Source organism: Streptomyces angustmyceticus, assembly GCF_019933235.1.
Taxonomy (GTDB): Bacteria; Actinomycetota; Actinomycetes; order Streptomycetales; family Streptomycetaceae; genus Streptomyces; species Streptomyces angustmyceticus.
Window position 1 is genome coordinate 6,007,396 of sequence record NZ_CP082945.1, and the last position, 19,673, is coordinate 6,027,068.

16 protein-coding genes are annotated in these 19,673 nt (G+C 71.5%); 8 read left to right on the plus strand and 8 right to left on the minus strand.

What is annotated here, in order from left to right; translation table 11 throughout:
- Positions 1-495: 495 nt before the first annotated feature.
- The 4 genes from K7396_RS26815 to K7396_RS26830 all read left to right on the plus strand — a co-directional run bounded on the left by K7396_RS26815 (position 496) and on the right by K7396_RS26830 (position 4,683).
- Positions 496-1,233 (plus strand): TraR/DksA family transcriptional regulator, encoded by a 738-nt coding sequence (locus tag K7396_RS26815; protein WP_086719187.1) that lies wholly within the window; start codon positions 496-498, stop codon positions 1,231-1,233.
- 122 nt (positions 1,234-1,355) lie between these two features.
- Positions 1,356-1,958, plus strand: coding sequence for a signal peptidase II (gene lspA, locus K7396_RS26820; RefSeq protein ID WP_086719186.1), 603 nt, complete (start codon positions 1,356-1,358; stop codon positions 1,956-1,958).
- 84 nt (positions 1,959-2,042) lie between these two features.
- Positions 2,043-2,984, plus strand: a complete 942-nt coding sequence (locus tag K7396_RS26825; RefSeq protein WP_086719992.1) for an RluA family pseudouridine synthase — start codon at positions 2,043-2,045, stop codon at positions 2,982-2,984.
- Between the two features lie 103 nt (positions 2,985-3,087).
- A complete protein-coding gene (locus K7396_RS26830; RefSeq protein WP_086719990.1) occupies positions 3,088-4,683 on the plus strand; it encodes a Na+/H+ antiporter in 1,596 nt (531 codons plus the stop codon).
- Between the two features lie 24 nt (positions 4,684-4,707).
- Here the strand turns inward: K7396_RS26830 and K7396_RS26835 are convergent, their stop codons facing one another.
- Positions 4,708-5,796, minus strand: a complete 1,089-nt coding sequence (locus tag K7396_RS26835) for a mechanosensitive ion channel family protein (RefSeq protein ID WP_086719987.1) — start codon at positions 5,794-5,796, stop codon at positions 4,708-4,710.
- A gap of 112 nt (positions 5,797-5,908) precedes the next feature.
- Between K7396_RS26835 and K7396_RS26840 the strand changes: the two genes are divergently transcribed.
- Positions 5,909-6,520 carry a dienelactone hydrolase family protein gene (locus K7396_RS26840; protein WP_174887037.1) on the plus strand — a complete coding sequence of 204 codons (612 nt, stop codon included), beginning with the start codon at positions 5,909-5,911 and terminating at the stop codon, positions 6,518-6,520.
- 34 nt (positions 6,521-6,554) lie between these two features.
- Here the strand turns inward: K7396_RS26840 and K7396_RS26845 are convergent, their stop codons facing one another.
- From K7396_RS26845 to K7396_RS26870, 6 genes are all read right to left on the minus strand, one after another.
- Positions 6,555-8,198, minus strand: a complete 1,644-nt coding sequence (locus K7396_RS26845) for an alkaline phosphatase D family protein (RefSeq protein WP_086719983.1) — start codon at positions 8,196-8,198, stop codon at positions 6,555-6,557.
- 90 nt (positions 8,199-8,288) lie between these two features.
- On the minus strand, positions 8,289-9,227 hold the full coding sequence (locus K7396_RS26850) for a thioredoxin domain-containing protein (protein WP_086719982.1): 939 nt from the start codon (positions 9,225-9,227) through the stop codon (positions 8,289-8,291).
- Between the two features lie 46 nt (positions 9,228-9,273).
- A complete protein-coding gene (locus K7396_RS26855; RefSeq protein WP_152105245.1) occupies positions 9,274-9,684 on the minus strand; it encodes a hypothetical protein in 411 nt (136 codons plus the stop codon).
- A gap of 122 nt (positions 9,685-9,806) precedes the next feature.
- The gene (locus tag K7396_RS26860; protein ID WP_086721154.1) at positions 9,807-10,655 is read right to left on the minus strand and encodes a thioredoxin domain-containing protein; all 849 of its coding nucleotides are present in this window, start codon (positions 10,653-10,655) and stop codon (positions 9,807-9,809) included.
- Positions 10,656-10,754: 99 nt separating this feature from the next.
- A complete protein-coding gene (locus K7396_RS26865) occupies positions 10,755-11,414 on the minus strand; it encodes a hypothetical protein (protein ID WP_152105246.1) in 660 nt (219 codons plus the stop codon).
- A gap of 111 nt (positions 11,415-11,525) precedes the next feature.
- Positions 11,526-12,884 (minus strand): DUF2252 domain-containing protein, encoded by a 1,359-nt coding sequence (locus tag K7396_RS26870; RefSeq protein ID WP_086717136.1) that lies wholly within the window; start codon positions 12,882-12,884, stop codon positions 11,526-11,528.
- A gap of 232 nt (positions 12,885-13,116) precedes the next feature.
- On the opposite strand from K7396_RS26870, the gene dnaE reads away from it, so the two are divergent.
- The gene (dnaE, locus tag K7396_RS26875) at positions 13,117-16,674 is read left to right on the plus strand and encodes a DNA polymerase III subunit alpha (protein ID WP_086717135.1); all 3,558 of its coding nucleotides are present in this window, start codon (positions 13,117-13,119) and stop codon (positions 16,672-16,674) included.
- A 78-nt stretch (positions 16,675-16,752) separates the two neighbouring features.
- On the opposite strand, the gene K7396_RS26880 is transcribed toward dnaE, so the two are convergent.
- Positions 16,753-16,932, minus strand: coding sequence for a hypothetical protein (locus K7396_RS26880; protein ID WP_030085912.1), 180 nt, complete (start codon positions 16,930-16,932; stop codon positions 16,753-16,755).
- A 273-nt stretch (positions 16,933-17,205) separates the two neighbouring features.
- Between K7396_RS26880 and K7396_RS26885 the strand changes: the two genes are divergently transcribed.
- A complete protein-coding gene (locus K7396_RS26885; protein ID WP_086717134.1) occupies positions 17,206-18,513 on the plus strand; it encodes an NYN domain-containing protein in 1,308 nt (435 codons plus the stop codon).
- 162 nt (positions 18,514-18,675) lie between these two features.
- The gene (locus K7396_RS26890; RefSeq protein WP_223660425.1) at positions 18,676-19,608 is read left to right on the plus strand and encodes an ABC transporter ATP-binding protein; all 933 of its coding nucleotides are present in this window, start codon (positions 18,676-18,678) and stop codon (positions 19,606-19,608) included.
- Positions 19,609-19,673 lie beyond the last annotated feature (65 nt).

Below are 19,673 nucleotides of genomic sequence, written 5' to 3' on the forward strand. Positions count from 1 at the left end.
GGCGGGGCCCACTGTCCAAAGCTTTCTTCCGGCGGCTCCGGGGTGATTTTCGCGTCGTGCACACCCCCGGGCTCCCACCGTCCCCGGGTCGCTGCTGGCTGCGTACGGCGCTACTCGTCCCGTCAATGCCTCTCGCTCGGCCCAGTGTACGGGGCCGGGCCGACAACGGCCGACCGGATTTCGGCGACCGGGGGAGGGGACGGCCCCGGGGCACCGTACGAGGGTGTCCCGGGCGCCGTACCGTGCCATGTTCCGACCGCTGTCCGCCCGCCCGGCCCGAGGGTGCGCGGTGACCCGAATGGCGCTCCGGCGGGTACCGCGCGGGCGGGCGGATTCACCGGCCGGGGAGCGGGGCACGAACGAGGCAGAACGGACGCCGGGGCCGGGTGGCGGGCCCGGGGAGGGCGGTGCGTCCCGTTGCCGCGTGGCGTGCGGCGATTTATCGTTCCCGTCACGATTCGCGAACAAAGTCACATAGGTGAAGGGGTCGCGGCCATGGTGGCGAAGAAGACCGCCGCGGAGCAGAGCACGACGCCTGCCGACGAGGCCGCGGCGAAGCAGCCTGCACCGAAGAAGACAGCACCGAAGAAGACAACTCCGAAGAAGGCCGCGGCCAAGAAGACGGCCGCGAAGACGACGGCGAAGAAGACGGCTGCGAAGAAGACGGCCGCCAAGAAGACGGCGAAGAAGACCGCGAAGAAGGCTCCGGCCGAGAAGGCCGCGGTGCCCGCGAAGAAGACGGGAGCCAAGACGGTGGTGGCGAAGAAGACTGCGGCCGCGACGGCCAAGGCCCACGGCGATGACTCCGCGGTGCCCATGGCCCGGGTGGCCGCGGCGCCGGGGGAGCTCGCCGTACGGCCGGGCGAGGACCCGTGGACGCCCGACGAGGTCGCCGCGGCGCGGACCGAGCTGATGGAGGAGACGACGCGGCTGCGCCTGGAGATCGTCTCCGCCGAGGACGCCATCGCCGGGCTGATGCGCGACTCCGGCGACGGAGCGGGCGACGACGAGGCCGACACCGGCACCAAGAACATCACCCGCGAGCACGAGCTGGCGCTCGCCTCCAACGCCCGCGAGATGCTCCACCAGACCGAGCGGGCCCTCGGCCGGCTGGACGCGGGCACCTACGGGCTCTGCGAGAACTGCGGCAACCCCATCGGGAAGGCGCGGATGCAGGCCTTCCCGCGTGCGACGCTCTGCGTGGAGTGCAAACAGAAGCAGGAGCGCCGCTGAGGCCGCCGGCGGTTTGTCGTGAGCGGCACCCGAACCGCCCGGCACCGCAGGTGTGTGCCGTACTCTCGTGGTTCAGCCGGGCACGGCCCGGCCGGGGACACAACGGGCTGAGGGACTCACACGTGGCAGAGGCGGAACGCATCACCGGCACGCCGGAACCCGAGCGGGGAACCGGAGCGGATTCCACCGCGGAATCCGAGGGGGGAGGAGCGGTGGCGTCGGAAGCGGGCACCGGCCGCGGCAAGCGGCGGATCACCGCACTGCTGCTGGTCGCTCTCCTCGTCTACCTCCTCGACCTGGGCAGCAAGCTGCTGGTGGTCGCGAAGCTGGAGCACCACGAGCCCGTCCAGGTCATCGGGACGCTGCTGCAGTTCACCGTGATCCGCAACCGCGGTGCCGCGTTCAGCATGGGCGAGGCGCTGACGATCTTCCTCACGCTGATCGCGGTGGCGGTGATCGTGGTGATCGCCCGGATCGCCCGCAAGCTCTACAGCCTGCCCTGGGCGATCGCGCTCGGGCTGCTGCTCGGCGGCGCCTTCGGCAACCTCACCGACCGGCTGTTCCGCTCGCCGGGGGTCTTCGAGGGCGCGGTGGTCGACTTCATCGCCCCGGCGCACTTCGCGGTCTTCAACCTCGCCGACTCCGGGATCGTCTGCGGCGGCATCCTGATCGTGATCCTGTCCTTCCGGGGGCTTGATCCGGACGGGACCGTACACAAGGACTGAGCACCCCGTGGCGGGGTGGGCCGGGGCGGGGGCCGGTTTCGGGTGGTGGGCAGGGCACTGGGGTGCGACTGCCATACTCGTGGGGTGAGCACCATTCCCGAGATCCGCACCCTGCCCGTACCGGACGGTCTGGAGGGCGAGCGCGTCGACGCCGCGCTGGCCCGGATGTTCGGCTTCTCCCGTACGAAGGCGGCCGAACTCGCCGCCGCCGGCAAGGTCCGGGTCGACGGCTCCGAGGTGATGAAGTCCGAGCGGGTCAGCGGCGGCGCCTGGCTGGAGGTCGAGATGCCGCAGGCCGCGCCGCCCGTGGAGATCGTCGCCGAGCCCGTCGAGGGCATGGAGATCGTGCATGACGACGACGACATCGTCGTGATCGTCAAGCCCGTCGGCGTCGCCGCGCACCCCAGCCCCGGCTGGACGGGAACCACCGTCATCGGCGGCCTGGCCGCGGCCGGCTTCCGCATCTCCACCTCCGGTGCCGCCGAGCGCCAGGGCATCGTGCACCGCCTCGACGTCGGCACCTCCGGCCTGATGGTGGTCGCCAAGTCCGAGCGCGCCTACACCCTGCTCAAGCAGCAGTTCCGCGAGCGCACCGTCGACAAGCGCTACCACGCCCTGGTCCAGGGCCACCCGGACCCGATGAGCGGCACCATCGACGCCCCCATCGGCCGGCACCCCCAGCACGACTACAAGTGGGCGGTGACGGCCGAGGGCAAGCCGTCCGTCACGCACTACGACCTGATCGAGGCGTTCCGCGCGGCCAGCCTGCTCGACATCAAGCTGGAGACCGGCCGCACCCACCAGATCCGGGTGCACATGTCCGCGCACCGCCACCCCTGCGTCGGCGACCTCACCTACGGCGCCGACCCCACCCTCGCCAAGCGCCTCGGCCTCACCCGGCAGTGGCTGCACGCCATGCGGCTGGGCTTCGAGCACCCCTCGGACGGCCGCTGGGTCGAGTTCGAGAGCGCCTACCCGGACGACCTGCAGCGCGCCCTGGACACGGTCCGCGACGAGAGCAGCTGACGCGGCGGGCACCCGGGCGGGAGGCGACACGGCGGGCAAGGGCCGGTGACGTGGCACGCTGGGGTCGGCAAGTGATCGAATCCGACCCCGGAGCGCCGACACCGTGGACCAGCTCGCTCTGATCTTCGTCCTGTTGCTCGGGGCCGTCGTCATGGTCCCGGTCGGCGACCGGCTGGGGCTCCCGTCACCGGTGCTGATGACCCTCGCCGGCGCCGTCCTGGCCCTGCTGCCGTTCGTGCCGAACGTCGAGGTGCCGCCCGAGTTCATCCTGCCGGTGGTGCTGCCGCCGCTGCTCTACGCGGCGGTGCAGCGCACGTCCTGGCGGCAGTTCACCGCCAACCTGCGGCCGATCTTCCTGCTCGCCGTGGCCCTGGTCTTCGCCACCACCGCCGCGGTCGCCGCCGTCGCCCAGGCGGTGGTGCCGGGGATGCCGGTGGCCGCCGCGGTGGTGCTCGGGGCGCTGGTCGCCCCGCCGGACCCGGTGGCCGCGACCGCCGTCGCCGGCAAGCTCGGGCTGCCCCGCCGGCTGGTCTCCATCCTGGAGGGCGAGGGGTTGTTCAACGACGTCACCGCCATCGTGCTGTATCACGTCGCGCTCACCGCGGCGGTGACCGGCACCTTCTCGGTGCCCGGCGCGATCGGCTCGCTGGTGCTCTCCGCGGGCGTCGCCATAGCGGTCGGCCTGGGGCTCGGCTGGGTCACCAACAAGCTGATGGGGCTGCTCGGCGACCCGACGCTGCAGATCGGCCTGACGCTGCTGGTGCCGTTCGTCGCCTACGTCCTGGCCGAGGACTTCCGCGGGTCCGGTGTGCTCGCGGTGCTGACCTGCGCGCTGTTCCTGGCCGAGTACGCGGTCGACCCGGACGACGTGATGGGGCGGCTGGCCGGCTACACCTTCTGGGAGGTCGTCGACACCCTCGTCACCGGGGTCGCCTTCGGGCTGATCGGCCTGGAGCTGCACAACATCTTCGGGGCGGCCTCCCACCGCTGGGGCCAGCTGCTCGGCGCCGGCGCCGCCGTCGTCGGGGTGGTGGTCGGCGTCCGGCTGCTGTGGCTGCTGCCCGCCGCCTGGCTGGCCAAGCGGATGCACAAGCGCCGCGACTACGACGAGGAGATCCCGATGAGCTGGCGGGAGACGCTCATCATGTGGTGGTCGGGGATGCGCGGGGTGGCCTCGGTGGCGCTGGCGCTGGCCATTCCGTACAGCGTCGACGGCGGGGACGACTTCCCGGTCCGCGACGACATCCTCTTCATCGCCTTCGCCGTGGTGCTCAGCACCCTCCTGGTCCAGGGCCTGACGCTGCCCTGGCTGGTGCGCCGGCTGCGGGTACGGGCCGACACCGACGCCGTCGACGCGCTGGAGCGGGAGCTGGCGCTCCGGGTGATCAAGGCGTCCAAGCGGCGGCTGAAGGAGATCCTGGAGGTCGAGGAGCTGCCCGACGAGGTCAGCGAGCAGCTGGCGCGGCGGGCGCACGACATCGGGGCCCGGATCGCGCCGGACATCGTCGACGACGAGCGGCGGGAGCTGTTCGAGAAGCGCATCACCCGGATGAAGAAGGTGCAGCGCATCCAGGGCGAGATGCTCTCCGCCGCCCGGCACGAGGTACTGGCGGCGCGCAGCGAACCGGGCGCGGACCCGGAGATCGTCGACCGGGTGCTGCGGCACCTGGACATGCGCAGCCTGCGGGGCGCACCGTAGCGCCGCAGGGTCCGGGCGCGGGGCTCAGCCCGGCAGGGACCGGGGGCCCGGCTCCTTGCCGAGGGCCGGTGCGGAGGTGCCCGGCGCCGGCGCCGTGGCGATCCGCGGCAGCGCGTAGGAGTGCTCGGCCTGCAGCCACTCCAGCAGCCGCTCGCGGACCTCGCAGCGCACCGTCCACAGGGCGTCCGAGTCCCGGGCGGTCACCAGCGCCCGCACCACGATCGTGGTCGGTGTGGTGTCGGTGACCACCAGGCTCCAGGACCGGCCGTCCCAGTCCGGGCACTCCTGGAGGATCTCCAGCAGCCGCTGGCGCATCTTCTCCACCGGCGCGCTGTGGTCGAGGTGGAAGAAGGCCGTGCCGGTCATCTGGGCGCCGCCGCGCGACCAGTTCTCGAACGGCTTGCCGGTGAAGTACGACACCGGCATGGTGATCCGGCGCTCGTCCCAGGTCCGCACGGTGAGGAAGGTCAGGGTGATCTCCTCGACGGTGCCCCACTCGCCGTCCACGACGACGGTGTCCCCGATGCGCACCATGTCGCCGAACGCGATCTGCAGCCCGGCGAAGAGGTTGCCGAGGGTGGACTGGGCGGCGATACCGGCGACGATGCCCAGCAGCCCGGCCGACGCCAGCATGGACGTGCCGACCGCCCGCATCGCCGGGAACGTCAGCAGCATCGAGGCGGCCGCGACGACGATCACCACGGCCGTCACCACCCGCTGGATCAGCGTCACCTGGGTCCGTACCCGCCGCACCCGCGCCGCGTCCCTGGCGCCCGCCGCGTAGCGCGAGTACGAGGACTCGACGATCGCCGCCGCGGCCCGCACGACCAGCCAGGCGGTGGCCGCGATCAGGACCAGGGTCAGCGCCTGCCCGATGCCCGCCTTGTGCTCTTCGACGGACTCCAGTCCCGTGTGCTCGAACGAGCCGCGCAACAGGGCCGCGCAGAGCACCACTTGCAGCGGTATCCGGCAGCGCCGCAGCAGCCCCCACAAGGGGGTCTCCGGGTGGGCGGCGTCGATCCGGCGCAGCGCCCGGTCGGCGAGCCAGACAAGGACGAGCGCGAGCAGGACCGCGCCGCCGATCACGACGACCGGACGCAGGACGTCCTCCAATGACACGAGTTTCCTCCTCCATGGGGTGCGAGGGGCCGTGGTGTGCTGGTACCCGGTCCCCGCGACCGTAACTGGCAGGATGGGGCGAGATCGATCCGACCCCAGGGAAGTGATGTCAGTGCCGCCCGCCTCCGAGTCCCCGACCAGCGGACTTCCGACGATTGTGCTGTTCCATTCGGTGTGCGGGCTGCGTCCCGCGGTGCACGCCGCGGCGGACCGGCTGCGCGCCGCCGGGCACGAGGTGATCGTCCCCGACCTGTTCGACGGACGGACGGCCGACTCGGTCCCGGACGGCATCCTGATCAAGGACGAGATCGGCCGGGAGGAGCTGCTCAGGCGCGCCGTCACGGCCGTGGCGCCCCACTCCGACCGCGGACTGGTCTACGCGGGCTTCTCCTTCGGCGGCGCGGTCGCCCAGAACCTCGCGCTGGGCGACGAGAAGACCCGCGGGCTGCTCCTGCTGCACGGCACCTCGGACCTCGCGGAGGACGCCGTCGCCGACGACCTGCCGGTGCAGTTGCACGTCGCCGACCCCGACCCGTACGAGCCGCACGACTGGCTGAACGCCTGGTACCTCCGGATGCGCCGGGCCGGCGCGGACGTAGAGGTCTTCCGCTACGCCGGCGCCGGCCATCTCTTCACCGACCCCGAGCTGCCCGACTACGACGCGGAGGCGGCCGAGAGCGCCTGGAAGGTGGCGCTGGGCTTCCTCGCCGAGCTGTGAGCCGGCGGGCCGGGCCGGGCCCGGGGGACGTTCCCTAGACGAGCGGCTGCTCCGCGCGCTCCATCTGCTGGGTGCCGGAGCGGGTCCGGTAGGAGCGCAGCAGGGTGCTGGTGGCGTTCGGGTCGGTCTTGTCGGAGATGCCGAAGTAGTCCATCTGGGTCCGCTCGGCGTCGATGTCCAGGACCCCGTAGCCGTGCGAGTCCATGTCCAGCCACTTCACGTGCCGGTTGGCGGCCTTGATGGCGGCGACCCCGGCCAGGGAGACCGTGTGCGGGGCGACGTGCAGGAAGTCGTCCACGTTGTCGGAGGTGACGGACGTGACCACGAACTCCGTCGCCACCGCGTGGTCGGCCGGGTAGGTCGCCGCCTTGAGCGGCACCTCGTTGGCCCAGGCCATGTGGATGTCGCCGGTCAGGAACACGGTGTTGTCGATGCCGCGGTCGCTGAGGTGGCTCAGCAGCTCGCGCCGGTCGTCGGTGTAGCCGTCCCACTGGTCGGTGTTGACCGCCAGGCCCTCCTTGGGTATCCCGAGGATCTCGGCGAGCGGGCCGAGCAGATGCGCGGGGACGGCGCCGAAGGCGACCTGCGAGATCATCACCGAGGTGCCGACCAGCCGCCAGGCGGTGTCCGAGCGCTCCAGCCCGGACTTGAGCCAGTCCAGCTGGGCCCGTCCGGTGATGGTGCGGTCGGGGTCGTCGACCGCGCCGCTGCCCGTCTTGGCCTGGGCGTCACGGAACGAACGCAGGTCCAGCAGATGCAGGTCGGCGAGGGTGCCGAAGCGCAGCCTGCGGTAGGTGGTGCCGGCGATCGAGGGGCGCACCGGCATCCATTCGAAGTACGCCTGCTTCGCCGCGGCCATCCGCGCGGACCAGGGGCCCTCGGTTTCCGGGGTGTGGTTCACCGCGCCGCCCTTCCAGGCGTTGTCGGCGAACTCGTGGTCGTCCCACATGGCGATGACCGGGTGCGTGGCGTGCATGGCCATCGCGTCCGGGTCGGTCTTGTGGACGCCGTGCCGGATGCGGTAGTCGGCGAGCGTCAGCAGCTCGTGGGCGGGGGTGTGCGGGCGGACGACGTACTTGAAGTCCGGGTACTCGCCGGACTTGTACTCGTAGAGGTAGTCGCCGACGTGCAGCACCGCGTCCAGCTCGGTACGGGCGGCCAGGTGCCGGTAGGGCGAGAAGTAGCCGGACTCCCAGTTGGAGCAGGAGACCACGCCGAAGCGGATGCTGCCCGCCGCGGCGTCGGCGGCGGGGGCCGTACGGGTCCGGCCGACGGGGGAGTGCTGCCCGTCGACGGTGAAGCGGTAGTAGTAGTGGGTGGCCGGGCGCAGGCCGCGGACGTCGGCCTTGACGGTGTGGTCACTGGCGGCGGAGGTGGTCAGGGTCCCCCGTGCGACGACGGACGCGAAGCCCTTGTCGCTCGCCACCTGCCAGCTCACCTTGGTGGCCGGGCCGCGGCCGGAGCCGGGGGTCGCCGACGCGGTCGGCGTGACCCGGGTCCACAGCAGGACGCCGTCCGGGAGCGGGTCCCCGGAGGCGACCCCGTGCTGGAAGAAGGAGCCCTGGTCCCCGGCTCCTTGGGCGTGCGCGGTGGCGGCGCCGGCGAACGGCAGGAGTGCGGCGGTGGCGGCTACGGCCGTGACGGCAGTGCGGCGCGAGATCTGGTCATGATCGGTCACGGCCGATCACCTTACTGGCCGGTAAGCGAACCCGGGAGGGCGAATTCCGGGTAACTCCGGGAATTCGCCCGCCCGTTGTCCGAAAGTCACTCAGCGAGTGCCCGAGGGGTCCTTTTCGCCCTCGCGGATGCCCTTCGCGCCGCCTTCGCCCGCGCTGCCGCCCTTGCCCGGGTCGCCGCCCGCCGCACCCTTCGCCGGGCCGAACTCGTTGTCGATCATCTTCTTGAAGTTGGCCTGCGCCAGCTGGTTGTACTGCGCCTGGGTCATCTGCCGCTGCGGGACCTGCGCCATCTCCAGCTTCTTGTCGCCGTGCATGAACGTGGGGGTGCCCCGGACGCCCTTGCGGCCGAACAGCGCGGTCATCTCCATCGCCCAGCGGTCGTACGTGCCCTTCTTGACCGCCGTGGCGAACGCCCTGTCGTTCTTCAGCTCCGGCACCTCGGCGGCGACCTTGAGCAGCTCGGAGTCCTTGGCGTAGAGGTCCTCGCGCTCGTCGGGGTGGTACTTCGTGGAGTACAGCGCCGACTTGTACTTCAAGAAGGCTTCCGGGCTGACGTTCAGCGCCGCGCCGAGCGCGCTCAGCGCGTTCTTCGAGCCCTCGCCGCCGGCCGCCCCGTCGATGAAGGTGTACATGGTGAAGCGGACCCGGTACCGGCCGTCCTCGATGTCCTTGACCAGGGCCTTGCCGCTGCTCTGCTCGAAGGCCGCGCACGCCGGGCAGCGGACGTCCTCGAAGACCTCCAGCGTCTGCTTGGCCTTCTTGTCGCCTATCAGGATCTCGGTGCCGTTCTTGCCCTGGGTGTGCGCGGGCTTGACGAGACCGGCCTCCTTGGCGGCCTCCCAGCCCTTGGGCTCGTTGGCCTTCATCACGAAGTAGCCGATGCCGCCGGCCACGGCCAGGATGCCGACCACCGCGCCGGCCACGGTCAGCTGGCGGCGCGCCCTCTCCTTCTTCTTCTGGCGTTCCCGCTCGGCCCGGATGCGTTCGCGGGCGGCGGTCTTGTTGGCCAGGTGGTTGCGGTTGCTCATGGGTGGTGGGGTCCCCTCGAGGTCGTGCCGGCTTTCGGTGTGCTGGTCAGGCGCTGGCCGGGCGGGGCGGGCCGCGGCGCCGTACGCAGTGCACGAGGAGGGGGAGCGGGCGGGCCGGCGGCAGCGGGTGCAGCGGGCGGATCCGCCGGCGGGGCGGGGCGGGGGCGGCGGTGCGCTCCGCCGCCGCGGTGCGCAGGGAGCGGAAGCCGCCGGCCGCGGCGGCGCGCAGCACGGCGTCGAGGGCGGCATCGCCACGGTGCAGCCAGGCCGCGGCGAAGACGCCGGCGCAGACGGCCGCGACCGGAGCGGGCGGCAACGGGACGCGGGAGAGCAGGACATGGGAGGTCGCGGACAGGGTGGTGCACAGCACGGTGAACAGTGCCGCGCGCACCGCCCTGAGCTGGACCCCCGGCGCGGCCGCCGGCCGGGTCCCGGGGCGTCCTCCCCTCGCCTGCATGGGCGGGAGTCTGCCATGTGCACGGCATGCGCCCGGGTCAAGATTTGGCATCGGCCGGCGTGCACGGAGCACGCCGGCCGCGGGGACGGCACGCGGCCCGGCCGGTGGCCGGGCCGCCCGCATCACTTCTTCAGTGCCTTGTCCACCATGGAGTTGAAGGCGGCGGGGCTGGACGGCGCCACCTTGCCCTGCGGGCTGTCCGTGCCCAGCACCGTGTCATTGAGCTTGATCGTCGGAGTGCTGGTGACGTCCTTGACCGCGCTGAAGGCGTCGGACATCTCCAGCGCCCACCGGTCGTACGTGCCGGACTTGACGGCCTTCTGGAAGGCCGCGTTGCCCTTGAGCGCCGGGACGGTGTCGGCGACCTTGATCAGGTAGCTGTCGTCGGCGAACTTGTCCGGGCCGGTCTCGTCCGGGTGGAACTCCTTGGAGTACAGCGCGTACTTGTACTTCAAGAAGGCGTCCGGGCTGACGTTCAGGGCCGCGCCCAGCGCGCTCAGCGCCTCCTTGGAGCCGGTGCCCTTGAGGTTGGCGTCCAGGAACGTGCCCAGGTGGTAGGACGCCTTGTACTTGCCGTCCTTGATGTCCTTCTCGACGGTGGCCCCGACGTTCTGCTCGAAGGCGGCGCAGCCCGGGCAGCGCGGGTCCTCGAAGAGGTTCAGGGTGTTCTTGGCGTCCTTCTTGCCGACGACGACGGTGGTGCCGTTCTTGCCGCTGGTGTTCTGCGGCTTGACCAGCGGGGCCTTCGCGGCCTTCGCCCAGTCGCCGCTGCCCCCGCTGCCGGCCGAGCTGCCGCTGTCCATGTTCGAGACCGCCACCCCGATGCCGCCGGCGATCGCCAGGACGCCGACGATGGCGCCGCCGACGATCAGCTGCCGGCGGATCCGGTCCTTCTTCGCCTGCCGCTCGCGTTCGGCGCGCAGCCGCTCGCGGGCTGCCTGCTTGTTGGCCTGGTTGTTGCGGTTGCTCATGACTGTTCCTGCTCCGTGAAAGGTCCGTGGGACGTCGGGTGCGTGCTGAGGAGGGCGTACGCGCGCGGTGCGGGCGTACGCGGCCGCGTGGCCGAGGGCTCAGGCGGCGAGCACGCAGGGCGGCCCGCGGCGCACGACGCAGTGCACCAGCAGGGGGAGCGGGCGGGCCCGGCGCCCGGACCGGCCGGGTGCGGGCGCGGGGCGGCGGGGTGCGGTGGCGGCGGCGACGACCGCGACGGCGATCAGCAGCGGGCGGAAGGCGAAGCCCGCCACCGCGCCCAGCAGCCGGCCCAGCGCGGCCTCGCCGCGGCGCAGCCAGCCCGCCGCCAGCAGCGCGGTGCACACATGCGCCACGAGCAGCACCAGCCAGGCGGCCACCGGGGCCGGGTCCTCGTGGGAGAGCCGTGCCAGCGGTGAGCCGACGGGGTCGCCGCCGCACAGCAGGTCCACGCCCAGCGAGCGCAGCGGGCCGGCGACCGGGCCGCCGGCCTCCCCGTAACAGGTGTGCTGTCCCAGGCTGAAGACCAGGTCGGCGGCGAGCTCCAGGGGGACCAGCAGCGCCGCGATCCGCCAGAAGCCGCGCTCGTGGCCGGCCAGCGCGTAGGCGAGGGCGAAGACGGCGGCACCGATCCCGGCGACGGTGGTCAGCGGCAGCGGCATACGGGACAGCAGCACGTGCGACGCCGAGGACAGCGTCACGCACAGCGCCGTGAAGAGCGCCGCGCGCAGTGCCCGCAGGTGTGCCGCCGAGATGTCCATTGCCGCCGAGTGTGCCATGCGGCGGGATAAGCGGCGGCTAAGGGGTTCCGGAGCCGTACGCACCGCTTCACGCGGTGCGTACGGCGCACGTCGGAAGCCGTCCCGGCGCCCCTACAGGCCCGGGATCCGGCCGTTGCGGAAGAGGTCCACGAAGATCTGGTGGTCGGCGCGGGCGCGAGCGCCGTAGGAGTGCGCGAAGTCCACCAGGAGGGACGCGAAGCCGTCCTCGTCGGCCGCGATGGCCGCGTCGATGGCCCGCTCCGTCGAGAACGGCACCAGCGAGTGGCCGCTCTCGTCGTCCGCGGCGCCGTGCATGGTCGCGGTGGCCCGGCCCAGGTCGGCGACGACGGCGGCGATCTCCTCCGGGTCGTCGATGTCCGACCAGTCCAGGTCGACGGCGTACGGCGAGATCTCGGCGACCAGCTGGCCGGCCCCGTCGAGTTCGGTCCAGCCCAGCCACGGGTCGGCGTGGTCCTGCAGGGCGCGCTGCGAGATCACCGTGCGGTGGCCCTCGTGCTGGAAGTAGCCGCGGACCGCGGGGTCGGTGATGTGCCGCGAGACGGCCGGGGTCTGGGCCTGCTTCATGTAGATCACGACGTCGTTCTCCAGGGCGTCGCTGTTGCCCTCCAGCAGGATGTTGTACGAGGGCAGGCCGGCCGAGCCGATGCCGATGCCGCGGCGGCCCACCACGTCCTTGACGCGGTAGGAGTCCGGGCGGTCCAGGCTCGACTCCGGCAGCGTCTCCAGATAGCCGTCGAAGGCGGCGAGGACCTTGTAGCGGGTCGCCGCGTCCAGCTCGACGCTGCCGCCGCCCGGCGCGAACCGCCGCTCGAAGTCGCGGATCTCCGTCATGGAGTCCAGCAGCCCGAACCGGGTCAGCGAGCGGGCGTCGCGCAGCGCGCCCAGCAGCGGCCCCTCCGCGGTGTCGAGCGTGAAGGGCGGCAGCTCGTCCCGGTCGGAGCTCTTGGTTCCCGAGGCGAGGGCGTGGATGCGCTCCCGGTAGGCGGCGGCGTAGGTGCGCACCAGGTCGGTGATCTGCTTGTCGCTGAGCGCCTTGGCGTAGCCGATCAGCGCCACCGAGGCGGCGAACCGCTTGAGGTCCCAGGTGAAGGGCCCGACGTACGCCTCGTCGAAGTCGTTGACGTTGAAGATCAGCCGGCCCGTGGAGTCCATGTAGGTGCCGAAGTTCTCGGCGTGCAGATCGCCGTGGATCCACACCCGGCCGGTCCGTTCGTCCAGATACGGGCCGCTGTCCCTGCCGCCGTCCTCCTGGGCGGCGTCCAGGTCCCGGTAGAACAGACAGGCCGTGCCCCGGTAGAAGGCGAAGGCGGAGGCGGCCATCTTCCGGAACTTCACACGGAAGGCCGCGGGGTCGGCGGCGAGCAGCTCCCCGAAGGCGGTGTCGAAGACGGCGAGGATCTCCTCGCCGCGCTGCTCGGCGTCCTGCGCCGGGGCGTGCTGGGACGGCATCGCTGGGTGCCTCCTGAGGGTGCGGAAGGGGTACGGGGAACCGTGGCGGAGCCCGTCGCGGATCTGCCACTGACAACGCGCGAGGCTACTCGTCGGTGCCCGCCGGTTGTCAGTCAGGAGTCGTAGACTTCGAGACCGTCATCCATCCGTCGCCGGCCGTCCCCGCGTGGTCCGACCGCCGCCCCCCGCCGAGGCGCTCTGCGCCGCTCCGTACCTCTGGAGGTCCTCCGCCGTGGCAGCCTCGTCCAGGCCCCCCTTCACGCACCTGCATGTCCACACCCAGTACTCCCTGCTGGACGGTGCGGCGCGGCTGTCGGACATGTTCAAGGCGTGCAACGAGATGGACATGACGCATATCGCCATGTCCGACCACGGCAACCTCCACGGCGCCTACGACTTCTTCCACTCCGCGCAGAAGGCCGGGGTGACGCCGATCATCGGCATCGAGGCGTACGTGGCGCCCGAGTCGCGGCGCAACAAGCGCAAGGTCCAGTGGGGCCAGCCGCACCAGAAGCGCGACGACGTCTCGGGTTCGGGTGGTTACACCCACAAGACGATCTGGGCGGCGGACAAGACCGGTCTGCACAACCTCTTCCGGCTGTCCTCGGACGCCTACGCCGAGGGCTGGCTGCAGAAGTGGCCGCGGATGGACAAGGAGACCATCGCCCAGTGGTCCGAGGGCCTGATCGCCTCCACCGGCTGCCCCTCGGGCGAGCTGCAGACCCGGCTGCGGCTCGGCCAGTTCGACGAGGCGCTGAAGTCCGCCTCCGAGTACCAGGACATCTTCGGCAAGGACCGGTACTTCCTGGAGCTGATGGACCACGGCATCGAGATCGAACGCCGGGTCCGCGACGGACTGCTGGAGATCGGCAAGAAGCTCGGCATCCCGCCGCTGGTCACCAACGACTCGCACTACACCTACGCCCACGAGTCCACGGCGCACGACGCCCTGCTGTGCATCCAGACCGGCAAGAACCTCTCCGACCCGGACCGCTTCCGCTTCGACGGCACCGGCTACTACCTCAAGTCCACCGACGAGATGTACGCCATCGACTCCTCGGACGCCTGGCAGCAGGGCTGCGCCAACACCTTCCTGGTGGCCGAGCAGATCGACACCAGCGGGATGTTCGAGAAGCGCGACCTGATGCCGAAGTTCGACATCCCGGAGGGCTTCACCGAGGTCACCTGGTTCCAGGAGGAGGTCCGGGCCGGCATGCAGCGCCGCTTCCCGGACGGGGTCCCCGAGGACCGGCAGAAGCAGGCCGAGTACGAGATGGACATCATCATCCAGATGGGGTTCCCCGGCTACTTCCTCGTCGTCGCGGACTTCATCATGTGGGCCAAGAACAACGGCATCGCGGTCGGCCCCGGCCGTGGCTCCGCGGCCGGCTCGATCGTGGCGTACGCGATGGGCATCACCGACCTCGACCCGATCACCCACGGACTGATCTTCGAGCGGTTCCTCAACCCCGAGCGCGTCTCCATGCCCGATGTCGACATCGACTTCGACGAGCGCAGGCGCGTCGAGGTCATCCGGTACGTCACGGAGAAGTACGGAGCCGACAAGGTCGCCATGATCGGCACCTACGGCAAGATCAAGGCCAAGAACGCCATCAAGGACGCCGCGCGCGTCCTGGGCTACCCGTACGCGATGGGCGACCGCCTCACCAAGGCCATGCCCGCCGACGTCCTCGGCAAGGGCATCGACCTCAGCGGCATCACCGACCCCAAGCACCCGCGCTACAGCGAGGCGGGCGAGATCCGGGGGATGTACGAGAACGAACCGGACGTGAAGAAGGTCATCGACACCGCCAAGGGTGTCGAGGGCCTGGTCCGGCAGATGGGTGTGCACGCCGCCGGCGTGATCATGTCCAGCGAGCCGATCGTCGATCACGCCCCGGTCTGGGTGCGGCACACCGACAACGTCACCATCACACAGTGGGACTACCCCCAGTGCGAGTCGCTGGGCCTGCTCAAGATGGACTTCCTGGGCCTGCGCAACCTCACCATCATGGACGACGCCGTCAAGATGGTGCGGAAGAACAAGGGCGTCGAGCTGGAGATGCTCACCGTCCCGCTGGACGACCCCAAGACCTACGAAATGCTCTGCCGCGGTGACACGCTCGGCGTCTTCCAGTTCGACGGCGGCCCGATGCGCTCGCTGCTGCGGCTGATGAAGCCCGACAACTTCGAGGACATTTCCGCCGTCTCGGCGCTGTACCGCCCCGGCCCCATGGGCATGGACTCGCACACCAACTACGCGCTGCGCAAGAACGGCCTCCAGGAGATCACCCCGATCCACCCGGAGCTGGAGGAGCCCCTCAAGGAGGTCCTCGGCCTCACCCACGGCCTCATCGTGTACCAGGAGCAGGTGCAGAAGGCCGCCCAGATCATCGCCGGGTACTCCCTCGGCGAGGCCGACATCCTCCGCCGCGTCATGGGCAAGAAGAAGCCCGAGGAGCTGGCGAAGAACTTCGTGCTCTTCCAGGAGGGCGCCCGCAAGAACGGCTTCTCCGACCAGGCCATCCAGGCCCTGTGGGATGTCCTGGTCCCGTTCGCCGGCTACGCCTTCAACAAGGCGCACTCCTCCGCGTACGGCCTGGTCACCTACTGGACCGCCTACCTCAAGGCCAACTACCCGGCCGAGTACATGTCCGCGCTGCTGACCTCGGTGCGCGACGACAAGGACAAGTCGGCGGTCTATCTGAACGAGTGCCGGCGCATGGGCATCAAGGTGCTGCCGCCGAACGTCAACGAGTCCGAGGCCAACTTCGCCGCCCAGGGCGACGACGTGATCCTCTTCGGCCTCACCGCGGTCCGCAACGTCGGCCAGAACGTCGTCGACTCGATCATCCGCTGCCGCAAGGCGAAGGGGAAGTACTCCTCCTTCCCCGACTACCTCGACAAGGTCGACGCGGTCGTCTGCAACAAGCGCACCACGGAATCACTGATCAAGGCCGGCGCCTTCGACGAGATGGGCCACACCCGCAAGGGCCTGACGGCGCACTACGAACCGATGATCGACAACGTCGTCCAGGTCAAGCGCAAGGAGGCCGAGGGACAGTTCGACCTCTTCGGCGGCATGGGCGACGCCGGCGACGGCGCTTCCGAGGGCCCCGGCTTCGGGCTGGACGTGGAGTTCTCGGACGTCGAGTGGGACAAGACCTACCTCCTCGCCCAGGAGCGCGAGATGCTCGGTCTCTACGTCTCCGACCATCCGCTCTTCGGCCTGGAGCACGTGCTCTCCGACAAGGCCGACGCGGCCATCGCCCAGCTGACCGGCGGCGACTACTCCGACGGCTCGATCGTCACCATCGGCGGCATCATCTCCGGGCTGCAGCGCAAGATGACCAAGCAGGGCAACGCCTGGGCGATCGCCACCGTCGAGGACCTGGCCGGCTCCATCGACTGCATGTTCTTCCCTGCGACCTACCAGCTGGTGTCCACCCAACTCGTCGAGGACACCGTGGTCTTCGTCAAGGGCCGCCTCGACAAGCGGGAGGACATCCCGCGGCTGGTGGCCATGGAGATGATGGTCCCCGACCTCTCGGAGGCCGGTACCAACGCCCCCGTGACGATCACCATCCCGACGGTCAAGGTCACCCCGCCGATGGTCGAGAAGCTCGGCGAGGTGCTCAGCAGCCACCGCGGCTCCACCGAGGTGCGGATCAAGCTCCAGGGCGCACGCAAGACGACCGTGCTACGGCTGGACCGGCACCGGGTCACGCCCGACCCGTCGCTGTTCGGCGACCTGAAGGTGCTGCTCGGCCCGTCCTGCCTGGCGGGCTGACCCGCCGGCGCCCGGCCCTTTCAGCCCCGAGGGGCGCGTCCGCCGCGGACGCGCCCCTCAACCTCTGTTCGGCGTGGATCAGTTGTGACCGAAGCGCCGCTGGTGCTTACGCGCAACATCCGCCGGGCTGCCCTGCGCCTGCGACCGCGACTGGGACTGTGCTTCCAGGCTCGCCTTCTGGGCCTCCTGCTGGCCGCGTTCGGCCGCGGATGCCGTCTTCTGCTGCTGACTGCGGTCCTGCTTCTTGTCCTTGGCCATGATCGTGCCTCCTGAGGGGGAATCCGGGATCGGGGCCGGAACCAGACTTACACGCGGGACAGAGCGCTGCATTTCGGGCAATTACCCTGTGTGAAGCGCGTGATCACGCGCTGTACTCACGATCCCCGCCGAATCCGCCACGCCGATGATCGAGTTCGGGCAGATAACGCCCGGTAGGGTCGGGCAGACTCGACGCACAGCCGAAGAGAACTCGTGCCACGCGCCGAGCCGGGGGGCGACCGGACATCAGCACCTCAGGGAAGAGGGTGGATCGTGGATCGCTGCGTCGTCCTGGTGGACGCCGGGTATTTGCTCGGTGCCGCGGCGAGCCTGCTCGCCGGAGAGCCCGCCCGTTCCCGGATCACGGTGGATCACGCCGCCCTCATCCAGGGCCTGCGCCAGCGTGCCGAGGCGGACACCGAGCGGCCGCTGCTGCGGATCTACTGGTTCGACGGCGCGCCCGACCGCGTCCCGCAGCCCGAACACCGCCGGCTGCGGGTGATGCCCCGGGTCACCGTCCGGCTGGGCGCTCTCACCCGCAGTGACGGGCGCTGGGCGCAGAAGGGCGTGGACGCCGCGATGCACGCCGAGCTGACCGAACTCGCCCGTAACCGCGCCTGCTCCGACATCGTCCTGGTCACCGGCGACGGCGACCTCCTGCCCGGCCTGATGTCGGCGAAGGAGCACGGCGTCGCGGTTCACCTGTGGGCAGTCCAGGCCGCGGACGGCGACTACAACCAGTCCGAGGACCTGGTCGCCGAGGCCGACGAGCGGCGGGTGCTGGACCGGACCTGGATCACCCGCGCGGTCCGCGCCAAGGAACTCGGCGGCCCCTGCGCGCCACCGCCGGTGCCGCGCCCCGAGATCGCCGCGATCCTCTCCGCCCCGCTGCCCGAGTCCGCGGTCGCGGCCGCCGCCGCGGCCGCCGCCGCGTCCGGCCCCGAAGCCGCCGAGCACGCCCACGAGCACAACGGCGTGGGCGGCGTCTCCCGGCCGCCGGCCGGCACCCAGGGCGCGCCGGCCGCCGGGGACGACGCCGGCGCGGCGGGATCCCGGGGCGTCCCCACCCCCAAGGACCTGGCCGGGCTCGGCCGGGCCCATGCCGCGGGCCAGGCGGCCGCCGCCACCGGCGGCTCCGCCCCGCAGGCCCCGGCGGCCGGCGCCACCCTGCGCTGGTCGTCCGACAAGGGCTGGGTCGAGCGCGGCGGCCCGGTCGGCGAGCCCTCCGAGACCGCGGTCCTGCCCACCCTCGCCCAGCTCACCAGCGCCGAGCAGCGCTGGGCCGACCGCGAGGAGGACATCACCGCCGTCAGCGGGGACCCCTTCGAAGTCGGCCAGGTCTTCGCCCGCCGCTGGACCGACCGGCTCTCCGACACCACCCACCTCCAGCAGCTGTCCACGGAGTACCCGCGCATCCCGCACCGCATCGACGGTGAACTGCTGCGCTACGCCGCCCGGTTCGGGCTGCTGGCCCACAAGGACGACCAGATCGACGAGCACGACCGCTACGCGATCCGGGCCGGATTCTGGCGCGAGGTGGACCTGCGCACGGCCGCCGAGCACGCCCCGGCCGGGGACTGACCGGCCCGGCGGCACCCCGCCCCGGCCCGCCCGCCGGAGCCCCGCGGCCCGGAGGCGGCCCGGGGACGCGTACCCTCATAGCTCGTGAGGACGGGCGCAAAACAGGTGGAGCGCGGGGTGCCGGTGTGCGCCGTGCGGGACCTGGTCAAGACGTACCCCGCGATGCGCGGGCGCCGCGGGGCGGCACGGCCGTCCGCCGTACGCGCCAACGACGGGATCACCCTGGACGTGCGCCGCGGCGAGATCTTCGGGCTGCTCGGACCCAACGGGGCCGGCAAGTCCACCCTGGTCCGCCAGCTGACCGGGCTGCTGCGCCCGGACTCCGGCAGCATCTCCGTCCTGGGCCACGACCTGGTGCGCCACCCCGAGCGGGCCGCCCGCCTGCTGGGCTACCTGGGGCAGGAGTCCACCGCCCTGGACGAGATGACCGTCGCGCTGGCCGTGGAGACCACCGGCCGGCTGCGCGGCCTGGGCGCCCGCGAGGCGCGCGCCGAGCGCGACGCGGTGATCGACGAGCTGGGCCTCGACGCCCTCACCGGACGGGCCCTGAACAAGCTGTCCGGCGGGCAGCGGCGGCTGGCCTGCCTGGCCACCGCGCTGATCGGTGAGCGGCCGCTGCTGGTACTGGACGAGCCGACCACCGGGATGGACCCGGTCGCCCGGCGCGCCGTGTGGGCCGCGGTGGACCGGCGCCGGGCCGAGCGCGGCGCCACGGTGGTGCTGGTGACCCACAACGTCCTGGAGGCCGAGAGCGTGCTCGACCGGGTCGCGGTGATCGACCGGGGCCGGGTCATCGCCTGCGACACGCCCGGCGGGCTGAAGGAAATGGTGAGCGAGGAGGTCCGGCTGGAGCTGGTGTGGCGCGACCGCCCGCCGCTGGAGGTGCCCGAGGTCGCCGCCCTGGAAGCCGCCGCGCACACCTCGGGGCGCCGCTGGACCCTGCGCCTGCCCGCCGACCGGGCCCGGTCCGCCGTCGCCGCGGTCACCGCGGGCCCCGCCTTCGCCGCCCTGGACGACTTCACGCTGGCCACGCCCAGCCTGGAGGACGTCTACCTGGCCCTGGGGGGCCGTGCGGAGGGGCTGGTCAAGGCGTGACGGGCGTGAACGGGGACGGGCACGGCGGACGTATGGAGTACCGCGGGGGCGGCGAGGAAGGCTGG

Excerpts from the sequence above, each read along its gene's own strand:
- K7396_RS26890 (WP_223660425.1), top strand. The coding sequence starts at position 18,676 with ATGCGCGGGCGCCGCGGGGCGGCACGGCCGTCCGCCGTACGCGCCAAC.
- K7396_RS26840 (WP_174887037.1), top strand. The coding sequence starts at position 5,909 with ATGTCAGTGCCGCCCGCCTCCGAGTCCCCGACCAGCGGACTTCCGACG.
- K7396_RS26855 (WP_152105245.1), bottom strand. The coding sequence starts at position 9,684 with ATGCAGGCGAGGGGAGGACGCCCCGGGACCCGGCCGGCGGCCGCGCCG.
- K7396_RS26865 (WP_152105246.1), bottom strand. The coding sequence starts at position 11,414 with ATGGACATCTCGGCGGCACACCTGCGGGCACTGCGCGCGGCGCTCTTC.
- K7396_RS26815 (WP_086719187.1), top strand. The coding sequence starts at position 496 with ATGGTGGCGAAGAAGACCGCCGCGGAGCAGAGCACGACGCCTGCCGAC.
- K7396_RS26850 (WP_086719982.1), bottom strand. The coding sequence starts at position 9,227 with ATGAGCAACCGCAACCACCTGGCCAACAAGACCGCCGCCCGCGAACGC.
- K7396_RS26860 (WP_086721154.1), bottom strand. The coding sequence starts at position 10,655 with ATGAGCAACCGCAACAACCAGGCCAACAAGCAGGCAGCCCGCGAGCGG.
- K7396_RS26870 (WP_086717136.1), bottom strand. The coding sequence starts at position 12,884 with ATGCCGTCCCAGCACGCCCCGGCGCAGGACGCCGAGCAGCGCGGCGAG.
- K7396_RS26880 (WP_030085912.1), bottom strand. The coding sequence starts at position 16,932 with ATGGCCAAGGACAAGAAGCAGGACCGCAGTCAGCAGCAGAAGACGGCA.